This window comes from Ruegeria sp. ABM4_193, assembly GCF_056158705.1.
Genome location: NZ_JBSWTT010000003.1, coordinates 463,104 through 483,631, shown reverse-complemented (window position 1 = coordinate 483,631; position 20,528 = coordinate 463,104). Strand labels below are relative to the sequence as shown.

At 56.0% G+C, this 20,528-nt stretch carries 17 protein-coding genes; 5 read left to right on the top strand and 12 right to left on the bottom strand.

All coding sequences use genetic code 11. The features are described from left to right. Positions 1-33 precede the first annotated feature (33 nt). Complete coding sequence (locus ACXADZ_RS20485) at positions 34-1,092, top strand: YeeE/YedE family protein (RefSeq protein ID WP_475199426.1); 1,059 nt, start codon at positions 34-36, stop codon at positions 1,090-1,092. 1 nt (position 1,093) lies between these two features. Here ACXADZ_RS20485 and ACXADZ_RS20480 read toward each other — a convergent pair whose 3' ends face one another. Together ACXADZ_RS20480 and ACXADZ_RS20475 are read right to left on the bottom strand one after the other, a co-directional pair. Continuing rightward, positions 1,094-2,035 carry an MBL fold metallo-hydrolase gene (locus tag ACXADZ_RS20480; protein ID WP_475200139.1) on the bottom strand — a complete coding sequence of 314 codons (942 nt, stop codon included), beginning with the start codon at positions 2,033-2,035 and terminating at the stop codon, positions 1,094-1,096. A 2-nt stretch (positions 2,036-2,037) separates the two neighbouring features. After that, positions 2,038-2,928 (bottom strand): MBL fold metallo-hydrolase, encoded by an 891-nt coding sequence (locus tag ACXADZ_RS20475; RefSeq protein WP_475199424.1) that lies wholly within the window; start codon positions 2,926-2,928, stop codon positions 2,038-2,040. Positions 2,929-3,693: 765 nt separating this feature from the next. Between ACXADZ_RS20475 and ACXADZ_RS20470 the strand changes: the two genes are divergently transcribed. Then, on the top strand, positions 3,694-5,301 hold the full coding sequence (locus tag ACXADZ_RS20470) for a BCCT family transporter (protein WP_475199422.1): 1,608 nt from the start codon (positions 3,694-3,696) through the stop codon (positions 5,299-5,301). 75 nt (positions 5,302-5,376) lie between these two features. Here ACXADZ_RS20470 and ACXADZ_RS20465 read toward each other — a convergent pair whose 3' ends face one another. Continuing rightward, entirely contained in the window at positions 5,377-5,790 is a 414-nt protein-coding gene (locus ACXADZ_RS20465; RefSeq protein ID WP_475199421.1) for a universal stress protein, read from the bottom strand. 276 nt (positions 5,791-6,066) lie between these two features. Between ACXADZ_RS20465 and ACXADZ_RS20460 the strand changes: the two genes are divergently transcribed. Then, the gene (locus ACXADZ_RS20460; RefSeq protein ID WP_475199418.1) at positions 6,067-6,789 is read left to right on the top strand and encodes a glutathione S-transferase; all 723 of its coding nucleotides are present in this window, start codon (positions 6,067-6,069) and stop codon (positions 6,787-6,789) included. A gap of 1,011 nt (positions 6,790-7,800) precedes the next feature. On the opposite strand, the gene ACXADZ_RS20455 is transcribed toward ACXADZ_RS20460, so the two are convergent. After that, the gene (locus tag ACXADZ_RS20455) at positions 7,801-8,727 is read right to left on the bottom strand and encodes an alpha/beta hydrolase (RefSeq protein ID WP_475199417.1); all 927 of its coding nucleotides are present in this window, start codon (positions 8,725-8,727) and stop codon (positions 7,801-7,803) included. A gap of 209 nt (positions 8,728-8,936) precedes the next feature. Here ACXADZ_RS20455 and lptF point away from each other — a divergent pair, with 209 nt between their 5' ends. Then, a complete protein-coding gene (lptF, locus tag ACXADZ_RS20450; protein WP_475199415.1) occupies positions 8,937-10,076 on the top strand; it encodes an LPS export ABC transporter permease LptF in 1,140 nt (379 codons plus the stop codon). Here lptF and ACXADZ_RS20445 read toward each other — a convergent pair. After that, positions 10,073-10,906 carry a LysR family transcriptional regulator gene (locus ACXADZ_RS20445; protein WP_475199413.1) on the bottom strand — a complete coding sequence of 278 codons (834 nt, stop codon included), beginning with the start codon at positions 10,904-10,906 and terminating at the stop codon, positions 10,073-10,075. The two genes, lptF and ACXADZ_RS20445, sit on opposite strands and share 4 nt — an antisense overlap. Before the next feature lie 101 nt (positions 10,907-11,007). On the opposite strand from ACXADZ_RS20445, the gene ACXADZ_RS20440 reads away from it, so the two are divergent. Continuing rightward, positions 11,008-11,598: an HD domain-containing protein gene (locus ACXADZ_RS20440; protein ID WP_171669537.1), complete on the top strand. Its 591-nt coding sequence runs from the start codon at positions 11,008-11,010 to the stop codon at positions 11,596-11,598. Here the strand turns inward: ACXADZ_RS20440 and speB are convergent. The 7 genes from speB to ACXADZ_RS20405 all read right to left on the bottom strand — a co-directional run bounded on the left by speB (position 11,595) and on the right by ACXADZ_RS20405 (position 20,515). Beyond that, positions 11,595-12,437 carry an agmatinase gene (speB, locus tag ACXADZ_RS20435; RefSeq protein ID WP_475199412.1) on the bottom strand — a complete coding sequence of 281 codons (843 nt, stop codon included), beginning with the start codon at positions 12,435-12,437 and terminating at the stop codon, positions 11,595-11,597. The genes ACXADZ_RS20440 and speB overlap by 4 nt on opposite strands. After that, positions 12,434-13,603 (bottom strand): carboxynorspermidine decarboxylase, encoded by a 1,170-nt coding sequence (gene nspC, locus ACXADZ_RS20430; RefSeq protein WP_171669539.1) that lies wholly within the window; start codon positions 13,601-13,603, stop codon positions 12,434-12,436. The genes speB and nspC overlap by 4 nt, the downstream gene beginning before the upstream one ends. Before the next feature lie 75 nt (positions 13,604-13,678). Next, complete coding sequence (locus tag ACXADZ_RS20425; RefSeq protein ID WP_475199409.1) at positions 13,679-14,902, bottom strand: saccharopine dehydrogenase family protein; 1,224 nt, start codon at positions 14,900-14,902, stop codon at positions 13,679-13,681. A 25-nt stretch (positions 14,903-14,927) separates the two neighbouring features. Next, positions 14,928-16,817 carry a biosynthetic arginine decarboxylase gene (gene speA, locus ACXADZ_RS20420; protein WP_475199407.1) on the bottom strand — a complete coding sequence of 630 codons (1,890 nt, stop codon included), beginning with the start codon at positions 16,815-16,817 and terminating at the stop codon, positions 14,928-14,930. A gap of 101 nt (positions 16,818-16,918) precedes the next feature. Beyond that, positions 16,919-18,004, bottom strand: a complete 1,086-nt coding sequence (locus ACXADZ_RS20415) for a DUF1513 domain-containing protein (RefSeq protein WP_475199404.1) — start codon at positions 18,002-18,004, stop codon at positions 16,919-16,921. Between the two features lie 3 nt (positions 18,005-18,007). Continuing rightward, complete coding sequence (locus tag ACXADZ_RS20410; protein WP_475199402.1) at positions 18,008-19,018, bottom strand: imelysin family protein; 1,011 nt, start codon at positions 19,016-19,018, stop codon at positions 18,008-18,010. A gap of 3 nt (positions 19,019-19,021) precedes the next feature. Continuing rightward, entirely contained in the window at positions 19,022-20,515 is a 1,494-nt protein-coding gene (locus ACXADZ_RS20405) for a di-heme oxidoreductase family protein (RefSeq protein WP_475200137.1), read from the bottom strand. Between the last annotated feature and the right edge of the window lie 13 nt (positions 20,516-20,528).

Genomic DNA, 20,528 nt, shown 5'->3' with positions numbered 1-20,528 from the left:
GACGCGCAAGCAACCAAGTGAGAGTCTCTGTTGATGGAAAAACTCATCGATTTGTTGGGAGACCCTGGCGCTTTGGCATTTGCCGGCGCGCTTGTCGGTATCTTGTTCGGCGTGACGGCCCAGAAGTCTCACTTTTGTTTGAGAGCGTCGACCATCGAAGTCGCCAAAGGCGAGCTTGGTCCTCGCCTGGCTGTCTGGCTAATCGCCTTCACTGCAACGCTCACCTTAGTGCAGGCGTTTGTCGCGTTTGAGTGGTTAGACCTTTCCGAGACACGCGCGATTGCGTCGACGGGCAGTCTCAGCGGCGCAATAATTGGCGGAGCGATGTTCGGCGTTGGTATGGTTCTGGCGCGTGGGTGTGCATCTCGCCTGTTGGTATTGGCCTCCTGCGGTAATCTGCGCGCCCTGATTACAGGATTGGTTTTAACCTTAGTGGCTCAGGCTGCTTACACGGGCGTTCTTAGTCCCGCCCGCGAATTGCTTTCCGGGATCTGGACTGTCTCAGGGGGCGCCTCGAGAGATCTTTCAGAAATACTTGGATTTTCGCCAGTGGCTTATACAGCCGTTGCAGTATTGGGATTGGTGTCGGCAATTGCATTCGCATTCCCCCGGAGAGTCGCGCCAATCAGGATCGTAACAGCCGCAGGAGTTGGCGTGGCGGTGGCGCTTGGCTGGTTAATGACATATGCCATCGCGCAAGCATCATTTGAAGTCGTGCCTGTTTCGTCAGTCACGTTCACCGGACCGGCTACGGATACACTGATGGCGTTGGTTGCCGAGCGAAACGTCGTGTTGTCCTTCGGTACCGGCCTTGTTCCAGGCGTAGCAATTGGTGCCGCAGGCTCGGCCCTAACTGCAGGGGAGTGGAAGATCGAACGTTTTGGTCCGGATGCTCCGATGGAGCGCTACCTTGTTGGAGCTGTCCTCATGGGGTTTGGAGCCATGCTGGCCGGAGGTTGCGCCGTGGGTGCAGGGCTTTCAGGAGGGTCCGCCCTGTCATTGACGGCTTGGCTTGCCGTTTTCTTCATGTGGGTTGGAGCGATCAGCACGCATAGGTTAATGCGCCGAATTTCTGTTCCTCAAACGTCTTGAGTTATTCGAATTCCATCTGCTCAAATACCCGCCCGGCATTTTTTGTCGCCAGTTCCTCAAACGTGTCCAAATGGGCATACGGTGACTGATCGACATAGTAAGCCTCTGCCAGATCGCCGCCGGCATCCATGTGCTCTTGGATCTTACCGCGCAGGTAGACCAGGTAGTCGCGCGTATAACGGCGCACCTGATCCATGTTCGTCGGATGACCATGTCCGGGGATGACATATTTGGCTCCCAAAGCTTCGAACTCGTTGTCCCATGTTTCAAGCCAATCCGCTGTATAGGTCTCTTGAAAGATCGGCAGCATTCGCTCGTGAAAAGCCATATCACCCGCGATAACAAGGCTTCGGTTCGGCAGCCAAATCGAGATATCGCCGGGACTATGGGCCGGCCCGAGATATTTGGCCTCAATCCGGAAATCACCCATTTCAACCACGTATTCATCCTCGAATGTCTCGGTTGGGCCTGCCAGGAAGGTTCTTTCCGCCTTGTCCTGGTTGTACCGCTGCATTCCTTCAAGGATCTGTGGGCCGTATTCCTCGAATTGAGCCGCAGCATCCGAATGGGCGATGATCGGAATACCGAGCTCTGACCAGTAGGCGTTGCCAAGCATCGCGTGCCCCTGACCATTCTCGTTGAAGACAAACTTAACCGGCTGATCCGTGATTGCCTGAATTTCCTGGTGAAGCGCTTCGGCAAGCACATAAGCCGCGCCGCCGTTTATGACGATCACGCCATCTCCGGTAACTATGAAGCTGAGGTTGTTGTTGTGACCAGAGTTCTCGTAGGTCGGCGGGGCGGTTGCGCCAATGGCGGAATAGACCCCGGGGATGTACTCGACCGGTTTGGAATACAGCACACTTTGCGGGTATTGGTCTGCAATATCCTCGCTTGCCCAAGCTGGTGTGGCTAGGGCCAAGAAAATTGCCAGCGATCGCATCATTATTGTTCTCCAATGAACTTATAAGCAGACCCAGTCTTCTCGATCCGGCCGATTCCACCATTCGGCAGGTGGAAACCAATTATTTTCATTTGCTCGTGTGAAATCTGATCCAGCAGTGAATTCCGAGTTGCTGCCGCCGCCTGCGGATCCTGATCCGTGCCGCTGTGCCAGTCGGGGCGTTCAAAAGCTACGTGTGGATTTCCCAGCGCATCGCCGACAATCATCACGGCTTCACCCCCGCTGCGAATTTCAAACGCCATGTGACCGGGAGTGTGTCCAAAGCTCGCGCGTGCGGCAATACCGGGAAGGATCTCTTGCCCGTCGTCAAAGAACGCGACCTGATCCCCAATTGCTTCCATACGCCGTTTTGCGCCTACTGCGAACGCAGCGCGATCTTCTCCAATGGTATCCACCGTTGAGGGGTTCCACCAATAATCCCACTCACTACGGCCAAAGTGATGCGTGGCGTTGGGGAACAGAAGGTCGCCGAAATCATCCAAAACGCCCCAAATGTGATCCGGGTGCGCATGGGTGAAGATCACGTGCGAGATGTCTTCGGGCGACAGGTCGGTTGTTTCAAGAGCCTCCAAAAGCTTACCAGAAGTGGGCATGAAATCTGGCCCGGCTCCCACATCGAACAGCACGGAGTTTTGATCATCTTGATAAAGTGCCACGTTGCACTCTGGCTCGTACTTGGTCGCGTCCACCTTGTAGTTGTCCAAAAGCTGCCTGAGCTCTTCCTTCGGCATGGCGCCAAAGACCATTTCCGAAGGCAATGACAGGTACCCATCTGAAATGGTTGTAATCCGAGCCGAAGCACCGAGTTGTAACTCTGCCCACCCGATCTTGGATTGAACTCCAAGCGCTGCGATACAAGTGGCGCTATACATGAATGTGCGTCGTGAAAACTCATTTCGATCCATTAACAATCAATAAAATGAATGTATTAATTTGTAAATGACGTAAGGTGGGGTCTTTCCAGAAGAACTTGAGTTGAGGCGGGCAGGGGCTTTCGCAGCATTTACTCTATGAAATGAAGATCGCCAATCAAGCACCTCAAGACCTGCTCCAATGTCATTCACCTTGCGGTGGTGCTGTATACAGGCGTCATGTCCTATGCAATTTGCTCGTCGCTCGATGTCTGCTCTGTCCGCAAGGTGGACGTTCAAGCAAGGTGCAGCGAACGGCTGCTACGAGCCCAAAGCAGACATCTTAGGGAAGCAGCATTGGAGTTGTCGTGGCAACGCCAAAAGCAAGCTAATTTAATTCGCCCACTCTGCCCAACCGACAGTCGAACTGCCCGAGGCAAACGAGCTAGCCGCGAAGACGCTGGGGCTTTTAGCCAGGAGTGGACTTAACCTAGGTGGGGGGGCTGCGTTGCAGTTGAGCTGGCTACACAGGCCACAGAAAACCGTGTCGCAAAGTCTTGCAGGTCTCGGCGTTTTCGCGCGAATGGCTGGGTTGGTACGCGGCAAATTGATCCTGTTGAAATTCTTCGCTTTTGAAAGCCGATTTGACTGGTTCTGTTCATAATCTTTGCTGCGCTAGTATTTTGAACTCCGTCTATTGTGGCACCTGTGTTCGACACAGTGTTGGACAGATTGCCGCAGGTTGTGCAACGCTAAGACGCATAACACAGTGCTAAGGGAGGCAAAATGTCAGATACAAGTCAAAAAAAGATGCTCGACCCAGACCCTCGCGTCTGGGATTTCGAGACCGAATATGAACTCGGACAGGACAACATCAGACCTCTCGGGTTGGATATCCATAACCCTGTCTTCATCGTCTCTGGTTTGCTGATCTTGGGCTTCGTGATCGTGGCATTGGCCAACCAGGAAGCTGCCGCAGCATTTTTTGGTTGGCTGCGGCCGTGGCTGACAAGCACCTTTGATTGGTTTCTGGTGTTGTCGGTGAATGCGATCACCTTGTTCTGCCTGGCGCTCATTGTCTTGCCGGTCGGAAAGGTCAGAATTGGCGGAAAAGACGCAAAGCCCGACTACTCGTATGCGGGTTGGATCGCAATGATGTTTGCTGCAGGGATTGGGATCGGTCTTCTGTTCTTCGGTGTTTTGGAGCCTGTGTACTACAACTTCTCGGAAGATGGGAATGCGCGACCCTTAAACATCGACATCAGCGAGCCCGGCAATGAGTATATTGGTGTTGTTGGGACGATCCATCACTGGGGTCTCGAAGGCTGGGCCGTGTACGCTGCAGTGGGTCTGGCACTGGCAATTTTCGCATACAACTTGAATTTGCCGCTGACGCTTAGGTCGGCGTTCTTTCCACTGCTTGGTGAACGTGTCTGGGGCTTCTGGGGGCATGTCATCGACACGCTAGCCGTTTTTGCGACCCTCTTCGGACTGACCACCTCTTTGGGCCTTGGGGCTCAACAGGTTGCCGCGGGTTTGAATGAATTGTTTGGCATCACGCCTTCCCCGACATTGACCGTCATCATCATTGTCGCGATCACACTTATTGCGCTTGGATCTGTTTTGTTGGGAATGGATGCAGGTGTGAAACGGCTGTCCGAGATCAACATGATAATGGCTGTGTGTCTGTTTATTTTTGTGATCGCGGTGACCGGAGTGGCGGCTGCAATTGCTCGTTACGTTTCAGTCATGGTTGACTATGTCACGCTGCTACCTGCGCTCTCCAATCCCTTCGGCAGAGAGGATACCAGCTTCTTCCATGGGTGGACGACATTCTACTGGGCATGGTGGATCGCATGGTCTCCTTTCGTGGGAATGTTCATCGCCCGAATTTCTCGGGGTCGTACGGTGCGTGAGTTTGTTCTCTGTGCCCTTATTGCTCCTACGGCGGTCTGCGCATTGTGGATGTCCACTTTTGGAGGTGCCGCGATTGACATGCTGAATGCGGGTAGCGCTGAAGGCGTCAAAGCAACCGTCATCGACAGCTACGCGCCAGAAGGCGCCCTGTTCGGCTTCCTCAAGGAGTTGCCTCTGTACAATATCGTCGCCCCGATCGCGCTGATTTTGATTGTGATCTTCTTTGTCACGTCATCTGATTCAGGGTCGTTGGTTATTGATACGATCACCGCAGGCGGTAAACTGGATGCGCCCGTTGTTCAGCGTGTTTGGTGGTGCACTCTGGAAGGTTTGGTTGCCATTGCGCTTCTGCTTGGCGGCGGATTGAACGCCCTCCAAGGGGCTGCCGTATCAATGGGGATTCCATTTACACTGGTGATCCTCATTATGTGCTACTGTCTGTGGCTGGCTCTGCGATCCGAGTACAAAAAGCTGTAGCAAGCGGACAAAATCAATGATGGCTTCCTGATATAAGGGAGCCATCACATCGATTTGCCGAGGTTTTCGAGTCGACTAGTTTCGAACTACAAAAACCGAGCAACTGGCATGAGTTACTACGTGGCTGGCGGTCGTTCCCAGCAGGTAATCCTGTATCTTTGGGTTGGCCGCCTCCATCACGATCATATCCACGTTGCGTTCATCGGCGAGCTTTACGATTTGGCGATGCACTGCACCGGTTCGAACAACAGTTTCTAGTTCGACGCCTTCCGCCGGGTGATCTTTCACAAACTTCTCCAATTGCTCGCTCCAATAGCCGACAGAGTCGCGAATGTTCAAGTTTCGCTCCATTTCTGGCGCAACTGTCACTACGAGAAGCCGCGCCTCTCTGCGCCTGGCCATTGCGATTGCTTCTTCGTAGGCGCTGTAGTCCAATCTGACGTGACGAAGGTTTATCGGGCATAGGATTAATTTCGTATCACGTGGCATCTTCACCATCCCGTTTCACGCATTTGGTCATTAAGTATTGAATGACTTTGCAAAGCGGACAGTCAAGAGCGACTGCGTTCCATAAACAACAGCAGCTTTGTCCGCATAGCGGTCTTTCGTGCTTAACGCGGCGAATGAATGCAACGAGCCCAAAGCGGCGATTGACGTTGGACTGCTCAACTTACCGGTGGCCAGAAACTGGACAGACAAAGCATTCGCGTTCTAGCTTGGGCAATACCGTGATCCGCAATGGCTAAGTCGGGAAGTGGGTGAACGATGACCGAACGCTTTGTCCTGTATTATTGGCCCATCCCGTTTCGCGCGCAGTTTGCGCGATACATACTCGCCCATGCCGGTGTGACGTGGAGCGAGCCCGACCGGGATGCCGTTTTCACGCTCTACCAAGAAACTGTCGCCGATCAGCCGCTACCCTTTATGGGCCCCCCAGTTCTGCATGATCGCGAGGAAAACTTGTGGGTTTCGCAAGCACCTGCAATTAGCAGTTACCTAGGTGAGGTTTTGGGGTTAATGCCGGGAACATCGGCGGACGACGCGCTGACCCGGAAAGTTCTGAGCGATTGCGTGGATGTCATCCACGCTCTGACCCGCCATTGTGGAACTGTCATGTGGACCGACGAGAGCTGGGAGCCCTTCGTTGCGGATCGTCTTCCGCGATGGTTGCAAATTTTCGAGGAACTAGGGCGGCGGAACGGCCTGTCAGGTCGTCACGGAACATTGCTGGGAACACCGGAACCGGGAGTGGCAGATCTGGCGTGTGCCGCATTGTGGGTTACTATCAACGACAAACTACCTGAGTTACAGGATATCGTTGCCCGGCACGCTCCGAACGTGCTGGCGCTTTCAAATCGAATTGCTGCGACCCCAGCCATTTCAGCGTTGCGTACCGATCAGGCAAACCGTTGGGGCAACGTCTGGTGCGAAGGACAGATAGAGCTATCTCTCAGATCCGTTTTGGCGAACTGGGCCGGTCAAAGGTGAAGTATCTAACTATTCAAGCTTCAATTGTTTGGCTTTGCGGATGCAGAGCATGAGCGGGCTGAATGACCGCTGAATGAAGCTTAGTGCGCATCTGACCAAAACCCTCGCCATGTCTGTTTTGTCCGCAACTCGGTCATTGCTCCGGTTTTGTCGAACGTCTGCTGTTGTTAGAAGCGGTCTTTGAGGTTGGGGCCTATTTATAGGTCCTTACCCTAAAGTAATAGGGAACAATACCGCGACCGAAAGATCAAAAAAACTGCGAAGTTCGGAGAGAAACAAAGGAGCATCGTGCGCGACAATATTGGGGTGCAGGGTCGAGCCGAACGTTCAGGCGGATCAATGCGTGTAACGCTTCGTGTAACGCGAGGATAGGTGGTTTTCGTGGAATGCGTTGCAAACGCTGAACCCAGCTCAGAAAAAGCTAATAAAATCAACGATCCCGTAGGGTCGCTGCCGTCTCCAAAACCGTAGGTCGCGGGTTCGAACCCTGCTGCCCCTGCCATTTTAATCCCAAGCGAGAACCTGACCGGGATGTGTATGCAGCCCACGCGAGTTCTGTGCGCGTGACATAGGCATAAACACCGTCGGCGGTCTTGGGAGAGTTTCAGAACTTTTCCGCAGAGTTTGAAGTCAATCCGATTTCTCGGGCTGAGGCACGACCCCCAGTTTCTCTTCCCAAATTTGCCGATAATCCTGAAACAAATCAGTTCTTTTCATATGAAGTTCCGCCAACGCACACGCGGCCCACATTGCGATATCGTATTCCGCGTCGCTCTTCTTCAGTATGTGAGCGTGTAGTGCCGCAGCTTCTGGGGTCGAAGGTTTATGCATTGGCGTCAATGCTCCGCAAGCAGTCAAAACCGTTTCGCAAAAGGACATGGCAAGCTAATAGGCCACCTCCGCATTGTACATTATGCAGCGGCCATGTGAACGCAAACAAAAACGGTGTTCATGTCCAGTTAACTTTGCGACAGCGCTTCAGCCCCAAAGAGAGGTTGGGCAACCGAGTGGTCAGACCACCAGCGCCTGATCTCCGATATTGGTTTTCTGTCGCGTCGGCATCGTTTTTGCCGGATGACCGTCGATCGTCAGGGCGAGGTCCTGATAAAACCCGTTGCTGTCGAACCACCAGCGATGAGATTTCATCAACTTGCGCTGACCTTTGGGAACCTCTCGTAAATATTGGTGGTCGCAAAATATATCCCAATGACCTTTCGAGGTCAGCTTGGGCATCCCGACGCGACCCGCACGCTGACGCCCGCCATGTACAATCCCCCCGGCCAGGGCCAGAACCTGGTCTTTGCCGCTGTAATAGTTGGTGAACCGCTTGCTGCGCTTCTTCAGAACCAGATCAGCCCAGGCGCCTTTTTCCAACCACTTTGCATCGACATCACCAGACGCGAACACGACCTGATCCGCGGACCAGATCTTGTTGCCGGGTCCGGCGGCATCCCCGAAGTCCGAGAATGCGCGCAGGACAACCAAAGCCCCCATGGAATGCGCGATGATGTGTACTTTAGGCCGAGGAGACATTCCCAGTAGCGGCAAAATCCCGTCCCCGACCAGATGTGGGGCTACAGCCTTGGCATCGTTACGATCCGAGTCGTAGGCGTGAACCGATCCGTCGCTGGGCCAGTCAAAGGCGACGACCGCCCCCTGATACCCGTCGGACCTGAGATTGCTTTCAATTTTTGCAAGCCGGTCCAGCATACTCTTCTGGCTTGTATTGAACCCGTGGACATAGATCAGGACGTCAGAGTCTCCGCCTTCCTGGCGGACCAGATCCAGCCATTTGGCTTTTTTGATGATGCTGCCTTTGCGAATTTTACCCCCAGGACTTTGTTGGGTGATGTGTACGTATCTGGTCTTTGCGGCAGGCTTTAAGGTGAATTTCTTCTTTTGTGCATTGTATGTACGGCGGGAAAAAAACAGGGCCATGCTTCAAACTCCATTCCAAGTAATCTGTGAAATGTGCCACGAAGTGACATTTTTTCAAAATTCCCTGTCTTTCCAAAAGAAGGGCAGTTGTCGCTGACAGTAAATCGCAACACGCATATCCCGCGATGCAGGCGGCCAATCCCTGTTTCCTCTGCCGACGGAATGCCCTAGTGTCCGCTGCAAATACACAAACACACGCACGAGGGCCCATGTCGCGTTTTGACGGATATTTCCTGCGGCAATTGCTGATATTGTTCGGCTTTTTTACCCTTGTGCTGGTGGGTGTGTTCTGGATTACCCGCTCAGTCAGCCTGTTCGACCGCGTCATCAGCGGGGGGCAATCGGCAATGGTTTTTCTCGAGTTTACCGCGCTGACGCTGCCTACCCTGATCCGCACGGTCATGCCAATGGCGGTTTTTGCAGCAGCAGTCTACGCCACCAACCGTCTTAGCCGCGAAAGTGAGTTGACAGTGATGCTGGCCACAGGCTCCAGCCCACGCAGGTTGGCGCGTGCTGTTATTCTATTTGGTGCGATTACCGGGCTGATGATGGCGGCCATCAGTGTTTTCCTGCGTCCTGCCTCGGTCGAGCAGTTGGAAATCCGGCAAGCCGAAGTCGCAGGGGATGTGACAGCCCAGCTGTTGAACGAAGGCGAGTTTCTGCACCCCGCTGAAGATGTCACGGTGTATATCGGGCGTATTGATCTGGATGGAACGCTGCATGAGGTATTCGTTTCGGACCGGCGCGATCAGGAAAACGCCGTCAGCTATTCCAGTGCCACAGCTTATCTGGTCAACAATGACACGGGCATTCACCTTGTTATGGTCGACGGTATAGCACTGCGCCTGACCAAAGAGGGGAGGCGGTTGTCTTCGACCCTGTTTCAGGATGCGTCTTATGACATATCGGAGTTGACCAACTCCAGCCCGATGGCCCAACGCAGTCTCGAAGCCATTCCAACGCTTGAACTGATCCAAGATCGTGCTGAGATTTCCGCCGCCGAAGGGTATAGCGAAGGCAAGCTGGTCGAAGAACTGCACCAGCGGTTTTCCTGGATTGCTATCTGTGTCGCCGTTGCCTTGGCTGGGTATTCAACACTGATGCTGGGCAGTTTTTCCCGGTTCGGGCTTTGGCCACAAATCCTAGGTGCGTTCACCATTCTGGTGCTGCTTGAAGGTGTTCGCGGTTTTGTTTCACCGGTCGTCATAGATGATCCCAAGCTTTGGATTTTGCTCTATCTGCCTGCCATAATGGGGGTGCTAATTTCAGGTGTCTTCCTGCTGGTAGCGGGGCGTCCTATCCTGCGCAAACAAGCGCGTTCAGACAAAGCGATGTCGACACCCGCTTAGGCACGCAGATCCGCCAGACAACTGCGAAGTTCGTCAAACTCGGGCTGGTCACTGCGCGTAACCAGATACATCGGTAATGGCAAGGCGACGCTGTTTTTGACTAGTTCCAGTTCGCCTGAGATGAGGTGGTCCGAAATGACGTAGTCAGGGAAATAGCCACATCCCCCACGCTTCAGGACATATCGCAGCGCCATCATGCAATTGCCCAGAAACAGCGTTTGCCCGGACGCTCGTCGTGCGGCGGATCTCACGTGATCCTGATAAACCTCGCCCAGCTCAAGGTTGACGAAAACCAGATCATCTTCAGCGTCGTCTTTCTTCGGCGTTTGTACCAATGACAAAACCTCAGGCTCCAATTCGCACCAAGTGACACGCCGGTCCGTGGGTTTTTCATGGGTGACGGTTGCATCCAACACATGAGTTGCAACTGCTTCAACCATGTCGAGATCGTGATCGTAGTTCAGCGTCAACAACAGTTTGTCAAAACGCTGTTCAAAGCGTACCGCGAGGTCCACCAGCAATGGGTCCCAAATGCTGAGTTGCCCCCCCAAGCGCAGCGCCGGGCGGCTTTGCGCCTGCATCGGCAAATCGTGCGAAGCAAAAGCCCACAGAGAAAGCATCTGTTCCGCATAAGGTTTGAATTGCCGGCCGAATTCAGTCAGAGCCGTACCCCCGGCACCCCGTGTGAACAACGGCCTGCCGGTTTCTTCTTCGATCAGGCGAATGCGTGCGCTGACAGCTGTCTGAGTGACGTTCAACTTACGGGCCGCCGCGTGGAAACCACCGGTTTCGGCAACACAGAGAAATGTCTCAAGAGCTTTGGTTTGCATATTGAAAGTATTTTTTCATCAAAGCGATAAAATCAATTCATTTTTTTGAACAGCAAAGCTGCGGTATTCGTTAGGTCAGGAAACACGCCGGAGGATCAGCCATGCTGGACAAAAGCCATAAACCCACCTGGACCAGTTTTGAAGAAGCGACCAAGGCCGACTGGGACGCCGTTATGGAGTACGAAGAGGCCTATAATGCCGCTTTGCCTGACCGTATCCTCGACGCCATTCGGTCGTTGGATGAGGAATGGACACCCTATCCCGTGAACCGCTATCAACACAGCCTGCAGGCTGCGACGCGTGCGTATGAGGACGGAGCAGATGAAGAATTGGTGGTCGCGGCCCTGATCCATGACACCGGCGATATTCTGTCGCCGTACAACCATGGTGAGCTGTCGGCGGCGATGATGAAGCCCTATGTCAGCGAGCGGACCTACTGGATTCTCAAGCATCACTGCGTGTTTCAGGGGTATTACTACAACCATCACCTTGGCGGTGATCGCAACGCGCGCGATAAATACCGCGACAGCCCCTATTGGGAGGACTGCCGCTATTTCTGTCACGAATACGATCAGAAAGCGTTCGACCCGGATTATCCGACCAAACCGCTTGAGTTTTTCGAGCCCATGCTGCGCCGTGTCCTGAACAAAGGCGAAGGGCATATGGAGTTGAACGAAACGTCCGAGGGTTAACAGGCAGCCATCAGGCGATAGACGATCTGCGCGGCGGTAAAGTCCCAGGCGGCATTGCCGTCCGGGGCCAGTTCGACCACGTCGAAGCCCACACATGTGCGGCCTTTCAAGGCGTGTTCGACCAGACGCAAGGCTTGATAATACCCCAAACCTCCCGGCACGGGCGTTCCCGTTGCGGGCATCTGGGACGGGTCCAGACCGTCGACGTCAAAGCTGACATAAACCAGTTCGGGGAAATCCTCGGGCAGGTCGACCGCGTGGATGTTTCCGGTGACCAGTTCCTCGGCATCCACGTGGAAAACGTGGTTCTTCAGACGGCTCTTGGCCTCTTCGGTGGAAAAGGCACGGACGCCGAACTGAGCCAGCCGGACGCCTTCTTCGGCCAGCAAGTGCATGACTGAGGCGTGGGAGTGCCTTTCACCCTGATAGGCGTTGCGCAGGTCGGCGTGGGCGTCGATCTGGACGATTCCGATTGGCTGGCCCAACGCGCGCGCCACACCCATGACTGCGCCGTAGCTGAGCGAATGCTCTCCGCCCAAGGTCACCGGCACTTTGCCCGCACGAACAGCAGCTTCGGTGCGCTGGGCGAGGCGTTCCATGACATCGGGCAGGTGGCCGTCGCAGTTCAGTGGTTCTTCGGTGAAGATGCCCTCGACACAGGGTTCGGCATGGCCAGTGATACGTTCCAACTCGTTGCTGGCCTCGATGATCGCTTCGGGGCCTTTGGCAGTACCCGAGCCGTAGGACACAGTGCGTTCCAGCGGCACCGGTATAACGCGAAATCGGGCATCTTCGGTGCGCTCGGCTTCGGTCAGTTCACTATCGAGGAAAATGCTCATGAGAGGCGGTCCTTAAAGTCGTCATAGCCGAACTGCTTGATGATTTTCAGTTCGTCCGTTTCGCTGTTCCACAAGGCGATGGTGGGCAGGGGAACACCGTTGAAAGTATTGGTCTTGACCATGGAATAATGGGCCTGATCGAGAAATGCGAACCGCTGGCCGATTTCCAGCGGTTTGTCCCATGTGTAGTCCCCGATCACGTCACCGGCCAGACAAGACGGACCACCCAGCCGGTAGGTATGACCTGCCTCGGCCTCGTCCATCAGGGCGGGGCGATAGGGCGCTTCGATCACATCGGGCATGTGGCAGGTGGCCGAGATATCGGTGATCGCAAGGTTCATGCCGTTTGTCGGAAGGTCGAGGATTTCTCCGACCAGAATACCGGCATCCAGCGCGACGGCTTCACCGGGTTCGAGATAGACATCCACATCGTAGGTCTTGCGAATGTCCTTGATGAGTTTCACCAGACCCACGCGGTCATAGTCGTCACGCGTGATGTGATGACCGCCACCGAAGTTGAGCCATTTGAGCTGACCCAGAAAGGGTTTGAGTTTAGGTTCAACGGCCTCCCACGTTCGTTGCAGTGGCCCAAATCCCTGTTCGCAGAGGGTGTGCATGTGCAGCCCGTCCACACCGGTCATGGTTTCGGCGGTTAGTTGGCTGACCGGAGTGCCAAGACGTGAACATGGGGCGCAGGGATCGTATTTTGGAATCTCGCCTTCGGAGTGTTCCGGGTTGATCCGCAAGCCGACTTGAACGCCCGCAGCCTGCGCCTTGGAGAGGAACCGATCTTTCTGAGCCGGAGAGTTGAAGATGATGTGGTCGGACAGTGACAGGATTTCGTAAATATCGCTGTCCTTGTACCCGGCGCAGAAGGTTGCGACCTCGCCACCGTATTCTTCGCGGCCCAGACGGGCCTCATAAATGCCGGACGCGCAGGTGCCGCCGAGGTGCTCTCGCACCAGTGGGGCCAGCGAGAACATCGAAAACGCCTTGAGCGCGCTAAGGACATGCGCGCCGGATTGCTTGCCAATGTCGGAGAGGATGGTCAGGTTGCGCTCGACGGCTTTTTCGTCGACCACAAAGCAGGGCGTGGGGACGCGGGTGAGGTCGAATTTGCGGAACGCGCCGGCGTCTCCGGCTTGTGTGGTCATCATGTCGGACATAACCGGCGTCTCCGTGTTGTGGAGAGGCCGGGGGCGCTGCCCCCGGACCCCCGGAGTATTTAGGAAAAGATGAAGTTAAAACTCGACCGGGCCGTCGAGTTCGTGGACCTGCCATTGCAGACCGTGGGTGTTCAGCATGTCCATGAAATCATCCGGGTCCAGCTGTTCCATGTTCCAAACACCCGGCTCGGTCCAGTTGCCTTTCAGCACCTGCGCCGCGCCGATCATCGCAGGGACGCCGGTGGTGTAGCTGACAGCTTGGGAGCCGACCTCGGCATAGCATTCCTCGTGGTCGCAGATGTTGTAGATGTAGTAGGTCTTTTCGCCCGAGCCGTCCTTGGCCTGACCTGTCGCGATGTCGCCGATGCAGGCTTTGCCCTTGGTTTCAGCGCCTAGATCGCCGGGATCGGGCAGCAGGGTTTTCAGGAACTGGATCGGGATGATTTCCTTGCCGTCATGCATCACCGGGTCGATGCGGGTCATGCCGACGTTTTCCAGCACTTTTGCGTGGGTAATGTAGGCGTCGCCAAAGGTCATCCAGAAGCGGGCGCGTTCGATCTCGGTGAAGTGGGTCGACAACGATTCCAGTTCCTCGTGATACATCAGGTACATGTTTTTGGGGCCGATGGCGGGGAAGTCAAACTCGACCTTGTGAGTCATGGCGGGGGAGTGTTTCCATTCTCCACCTTCCCAGTGGCGGACTTCGGCCAGCACTTCGCGCAGGTTGATCTCGGGGTTGAAGTTGGTGGCAAATTCCTGATCGTTCGAACCGCCATTGGCATCCAGCACGTCGATCTGGCGGATTGTGTCCAGTTTGTGTTTCTTGAGCCATTTGGCAAACACGCTGGTCACGCCCGGATCGAAGCCTGAACCGAGGATGGCGGTCAGGCCAGCCGCTTTGAAGCGTTCCTGATAGGCCCATTGCCAGTGGTATTCGAACTTGGCCTCATCCTCGGGCTCGTAGTTCGCGGTGTCGAGGTAGTGGATGCCAGCCTCAAGACACGCGTCCATCAGCACCAGATCCTGATAGGGCAGGGCGAGGTTCACGAGGATTTCCGCACCGGTTTCCTTGATTAGCTTGACCGTGTCTTCAACCTTATAGGCGTCCAGTTCAGCGGTTGCGATATCAACGCCCACACGCTCTTTCACTGCTTTGGCGATGGCGTCGCATTTCGATTTCGTGCGGCTGGCCAGAGTGATTTCGGTGAAGATGTCCGAGTTCATCGCCATCTTGTGCACTGCTGCGTGGGATACGCCGCCTGCGCCAACAACCAGTGTTTTGCCACTAAGTGAACCCATGGGGGTGATCTCCTCTCATAGGGGGTTATTCGTAATAGGTGTAGCCGTTGATCGAGTCGCGATAGGCGCTCATCAGGGTTTTGCGGTCTTTGGCTTTCAGAGTACCGGTCGAGATTGCCTCGTCCACCATTTTGCGGAAAGCGGCGACGCAATCGGTCGGATCGAATTCGACGTAAGACAGGACCTGACTGATGGTGTCGCCCTCTTGTTCGTGCAGCAGGTCAAAGCCACCATCGGCGCGCAGGTCGATGGTGACGACGTTGGTGTCGCCGAACAAGTTGTGCAGATCGCCCAGTGTTTCCTGGTAGGCGCCGACGAAGAAAACTCCCATGAAATATTCGTCGTCTTCAGGCAGCGAATGCACCGGCAGGCTGGGTGAGACGCCGTCGGCCAGGATGAAGCGGTCGATCTTGCCGTCGCTGTCACAAGTAATGTCGGACAGGACTGCGCGGCGGTCGGGTGTCTGGTTCAGGCCCTGAAGCGGTACGATGGGATGGAGTTGGTCGATGGCCCAGACGTCTGGAAGGGATTGGAACAGCGAGAAGTTGCAGTGGTATATATCGGCAACTTTCTCAAGCTGCTCGTCCACATCCCTGTCCAGTTCGTCAGAAGCGGCCAGCGCCTTGAGGCGGGCCATCAGCGACAGGTAGATACGTTCGGCACGCGCCATCTGCCGCAGGTCGACATAGCCGCGGCGAAACAGGGCGCGCAATTCGTTGCGGTAGAAGGTGGCGTCGTTCCAACACTCCTGCAGGCGATCGCTGGACAAATAGCCATGCACGGCGGCGAGGTCTGAGACCAGATGGTGATCGTCCGCTTCGACCTCGGGGCCGTTGGGCGCGTCGTAGAGGGTGCTTTCGAGCACGTTGAACACAAGCATCGAGGACGTCGCAACAACCGCACGCCCGCTTTCGGTGACCAGCGTGGGGTGGGCAATCTCGGCCTCATCCATCGCGTAGGCCACTGTTTCGACGACGTTTGCGCAGTATTCTTCGACCGTGTAGTTGATCGAGTTTTCGGCGGCCTTTTTCTCACCGGTGTAGTCCACGCCCATACCTCCGCCCAGGTCGAGATGGGTCAGCGGCACGCCCTCACGGGTCAACTCGGTGTAATATCGGCAGGCTTCGCCCACAGCACGGCGGACATCGTTGACGTCCTGCACCTGGCTGCCCAGATGCGAGTGTTGCAGTTTCAAACAGTGCAACAACCCGGCTTCTTTCAGCTTGTCCACCGTAGCGACCAGTTGATCCGTATTCATGCCAAAGGCAGACCGGTCACCCGAGCTTTCTTCCCATTTGCCGCTGATCTGGTTGGTCAGTTTGACCCGGACACCGATCAGGGGTTCGATGCCCAGTTCGTTGTAGACCTTGATCACCGTGTCTGCCTCTTTCGGGCTTTCCAAAACGATGACTGTGTTGAAACCAATCTTACGAGACAGGATCGCCAGCTGGATGAACTCGGCATCCTTGACACCGTTGCAGACGATCAGCGCTTCAGACGCCAGTCGATGCGCAAGGGCTACCACCAGTTCAGGCTTGGACCCGGCCTCGAGGCCATAGTTGTACTTCTTACCGAACTCGACGATCCGGTCGACCACCTGCGCTTGCTGGTTTACCTTGATCGGGAAGACACCGCGATAGGAACCCGTGTACCCCACGCGTGCGATGGCATCGTGGAAACTTTCGTTCAGATGCGCGATTTCATGTTCCAGATAAGAAGTTACCCGCAGAACTATCGGCGCTTTGATGCCCCGGTCATCCAGATCGCTCAGGATGCCCGGCAGGCTGATTGCTTCAGCCTCGGGCGCCATTGGATTGCGCAGACCGATCTCGCCCTGCTTCGTCACCTCAATGAGGCCTTTGCCCCATTTCTCAACCCCGTAGATGGAATGCGGTGCGTCGGGCGTCTGTTTCAATCAAGTCGGTCCTTAATGTAGGGGTGCCAGTTTCGCGCCCGCCAATACGGCAGCAGTTTGATTCTTCCAAGTGTAAACTATGTGACAGTGAAAACCGAGTTTTACGCGATGCGGCGGATCGGGATCAAATGATTGTCCCACTGGCACTTCTTATGGGCACGGATCGCAGGCGAAGTACCGTTCAATACGCCAAACAAGCCGGTTCCGGTGGTAAAGACCAACCCGTCCGTCCCTGCGCCCAAGCCGCACACATCCTCTAACGCAAAGGCGTTCGTCAAGGCCCCTCTGGCTGTTTCGAACTGATGCAATGTGTTGCCGCGCGGGCAAGTGATTGCAATGGTCGCACCATCGGATGCAAAGGCGATGCTGCCCGCATAGCCTTGCAGCGCGCTTTGATCCTTGTCGGGGGCCGTCAGCAGACGAGGATTTTCACCCCGACGGTGCAGGCCCAGCAGGGGCGGATGCTTGGCGCTGCTGCCTTGCCACTGCATCGCAAAACCTACAAGCCCGTCATCCCGAACGGCCAGATGTCGAATTGAGTTCTTATGCAGATCTTGAGGCAGCGAAACCTGATCCAAAACAGTGCCGGACAGGCTGAGATAGGTCAGGTTAGGGGCCATTACCGGCAGGTTCAGCTTTGTACGCCCGGTTTCGGGATGTGTTTCGATCCCACCATTGGCGATCACAAGAGTTTGCCCATCGGGCATCAGGCGTATGTCGTGCGGACCGATGCCGCCTGAGGAGAATTCACCTATACGTTCATAGCTTTCCGCATCCCAGATGCTGATGCGACCTGCCCCGGCCTCATAGTCGTTCTCGGTCGCGAAAAAAACCGTGCCGTCCGCCGAGAATGTGCCGTGGCCATAGAAATGGCGACCTTCTGGGGCGGTAAGCTGTGCCATCTGCGCGCCGTTGGCGCAGTCAACGACTATGGCAAATGTTCCGGGGCGGCGGGCAAAGGCGACAGCCTGTGCCTTGAACGGGTGCGCTGCGGCTGCGTGTCCGCGAGCGGGCAGGGGCACAGTAAACAAGGTTCCGCCTTGTTCATCCAAACCCGCCAACCGGTACGAGCCATCGGGAAAAAGCCCTGCGGCCAGAAAGTCAGGAGCACCGACACTCGCCCATCCCTGGATCGGAGACAGGGTTGTCGCGGCCAGGCCGGCCAGAAAATGGCGACGTGAGGGCACAGATCAATCCCCGTCCAGCGAATTGAAACCTGCGCTGATCCCCAGAGTTGGACCCAGTTCGGTGGAGGCAATACCGCGGATATCCCGAATGGATTGTTGCAGGGCCTCGATGCGAAACCGGGCCTGTGGGTCAGCGACACCGGCCAGCGCGGGATCGTCAATGGATTGGGCGTTCTCGATTGCGCGGGCAAAGGCGGCGTCCAGATCGGCTGCGATTTCGGGATAATCGAAGGACAAACGCGCCGCCAGATCGCGCAGGGCATTCAGCGAAAGTTCCACGTGACGCAAGGAGCGCTCGGATCGGCGGGCTTCGGCCCGGTTGGGACGCGGCCGGTCGAATGTGCCCAAGGGGCGGCCCAGTCGTGTATCGGCAGTAAACTCAAGCCCTGCAGACAGGGCTTTGAACAGCTCCTGCAGGGCTTCGTCCTGTGTCCGATACGGGCTGTTGTCTCCGGGTTGGGTCAGGCTGGGCGCGTAGCTTTGCCAGCCTTCTGTTATGGCTTGAGCGTTGGCGTCTATGTCCGCCGTGATCGCCTGAATAAGATCGCAGCGGTATTCTGCACTGCCCTGATCGGCAAACGTGGGATCGTACAACATCCGTTCCAACGCAAAGAACCCGCGCCCCGCGATGGACGTCTCGGAATAAGCTTCGGGGCTTTGCACTGCTTCATCCTCGGTCGCGATATGCTGTGACAACGCCTTCGCGGTGAACCCTTTCGTATCAGGCCAGAAAGCCAGCGCAAATGCGCGGTCATCGACCTCGGTTGGGCCAAATCGCAGATGGCTGGCGGAAATCCAGCTGTCAAAGGCGTCATCATATGCGGCACGCAAGGCGGGCGAGGTCGGGGTGCAATCTACCAAGGCCGCACTGACGAGTGCGCCGGTTGTCTCGGGTAACTTGTCGAAGCGGGGCAGGATATGCGTTTCGGTCACATCCATCAGGATTGGCGCGCGATCCTGCGCCTGTGCAGCGACGGGTATGATCAAAGCAGCGATGAGGGGCAGATAACGCATGGGTCAAAGGCTTTCCAGAAAACGGATCAAGGCATCGCGGTCTGACTTGGGCATCGAAACAACGGTGTCGCGCGCAGCCTGTGCCTCACCGCCATGCCACAAGATCGCCTCTAGCAGATTACGCGCCCGTCCGTCATGCAGGAATTGTGTGTGGCCCGATACACGCTGGGTCAGACCAATGCCCCACAAAGGCGGAGTGCGCCATTCGCGACCCGTTGCACGGGCCTCGGGTCGATTGTCTACCAGACCGTCGCCCATGTCATGCAACAGCAGGTCGGTATAGGGCCAGATCAGCTGAAAACTGTGCTCGGGCCGGTCTTCCATGCGATGGGTGACATGCGACGGCGTATGACAGGAAACGCAGCCCGTGACGTGGAACACTTCCTTGCCACGCAGCACTTCGGGGCTGTCTACATCCCGGCGACCGGGCACGCCCAGATTGCGGCTGTAGAAGGCGACCAGATCCATGCCTTGCTGATCAATCTCGAATCCGCGTACGTCTCTGTCGCCATGCGGAGCTTCAACGCAGTTCACCTGCAATTCGGTGCAATCGCCCTGTGGTGCGGGATAGAGCGGGTTGGATATGCCGATATCCCCCGCGAAAGCCGCTGCCGATTGCTCCATTATATTGGGCATGCCGGCTTTGTGTCCGAACCGCCCCATCATAGGTGCCCCATATTCGACGGACCAGACGATATTTGGGCGTCCTGAGACACCATCGCCATCCATGTCGTCAGGATCAGCTTTGGCCAGCAGATCTTGAACCGGGATCGCCTCTAACAGACCTAGCCCGATCATCTGAGGTGCGACCCGAGGGCTCAGCATCGCGTTGGGGTGCAGCGGCCCATAGCCCAGATCGGCAGCCTGATAGGTCGGGTGGCGCAGTGATGCGGTATCACCCTCTGACAACTCTACAGGGATTTCCTTGTACGCGATATCCAGTCGGTATTCTGCCGGATGCCCTGCCAACGCAAAGTCCTGCATCTGTCCGCCATAGTTGGGATCCGGCAGGGTTGCGATGTAATCTTCAATTCCTGCAGGACCATCTTCTAGCGCCCCGGGGATTGAGATCCGAAGGAACATGGATATCGCCTTGTCTTCAGGTCCGTTCGGGGTATGCCCGCGCCCATCCTTGATATGGCAGCGTTGGCAGGATCGTGCGTTGAACAGCGGCCCCAACCCGTCAGAGGCCAGCGTGGAGGACGGCGACGATACCCAGATTTTTTTGAACAAACCATTGCCGACTTTAAAGTCCAGCTCCTGATCGAAGCTCAGATTGCCGGAGGGCTGTGAAAACGCATCTGCTTTATTGCGCACGCGTACAGTCGCGGCCCCGGCAGAGAGCTCTTCAAACGGCTGCGGCGCGCTGAAGTCCTGCGGTAGGGCCGTGACGACGGCGATGCGGGCGCGTTCATCCGCGGTTCGGGGGGTGATGTTCAGATGCAGATCCTCAAGATCTGCAGACAGGGCAGGGGCGGCCGCAAAAGCGGCCACCATCAGGGCAAAAAGG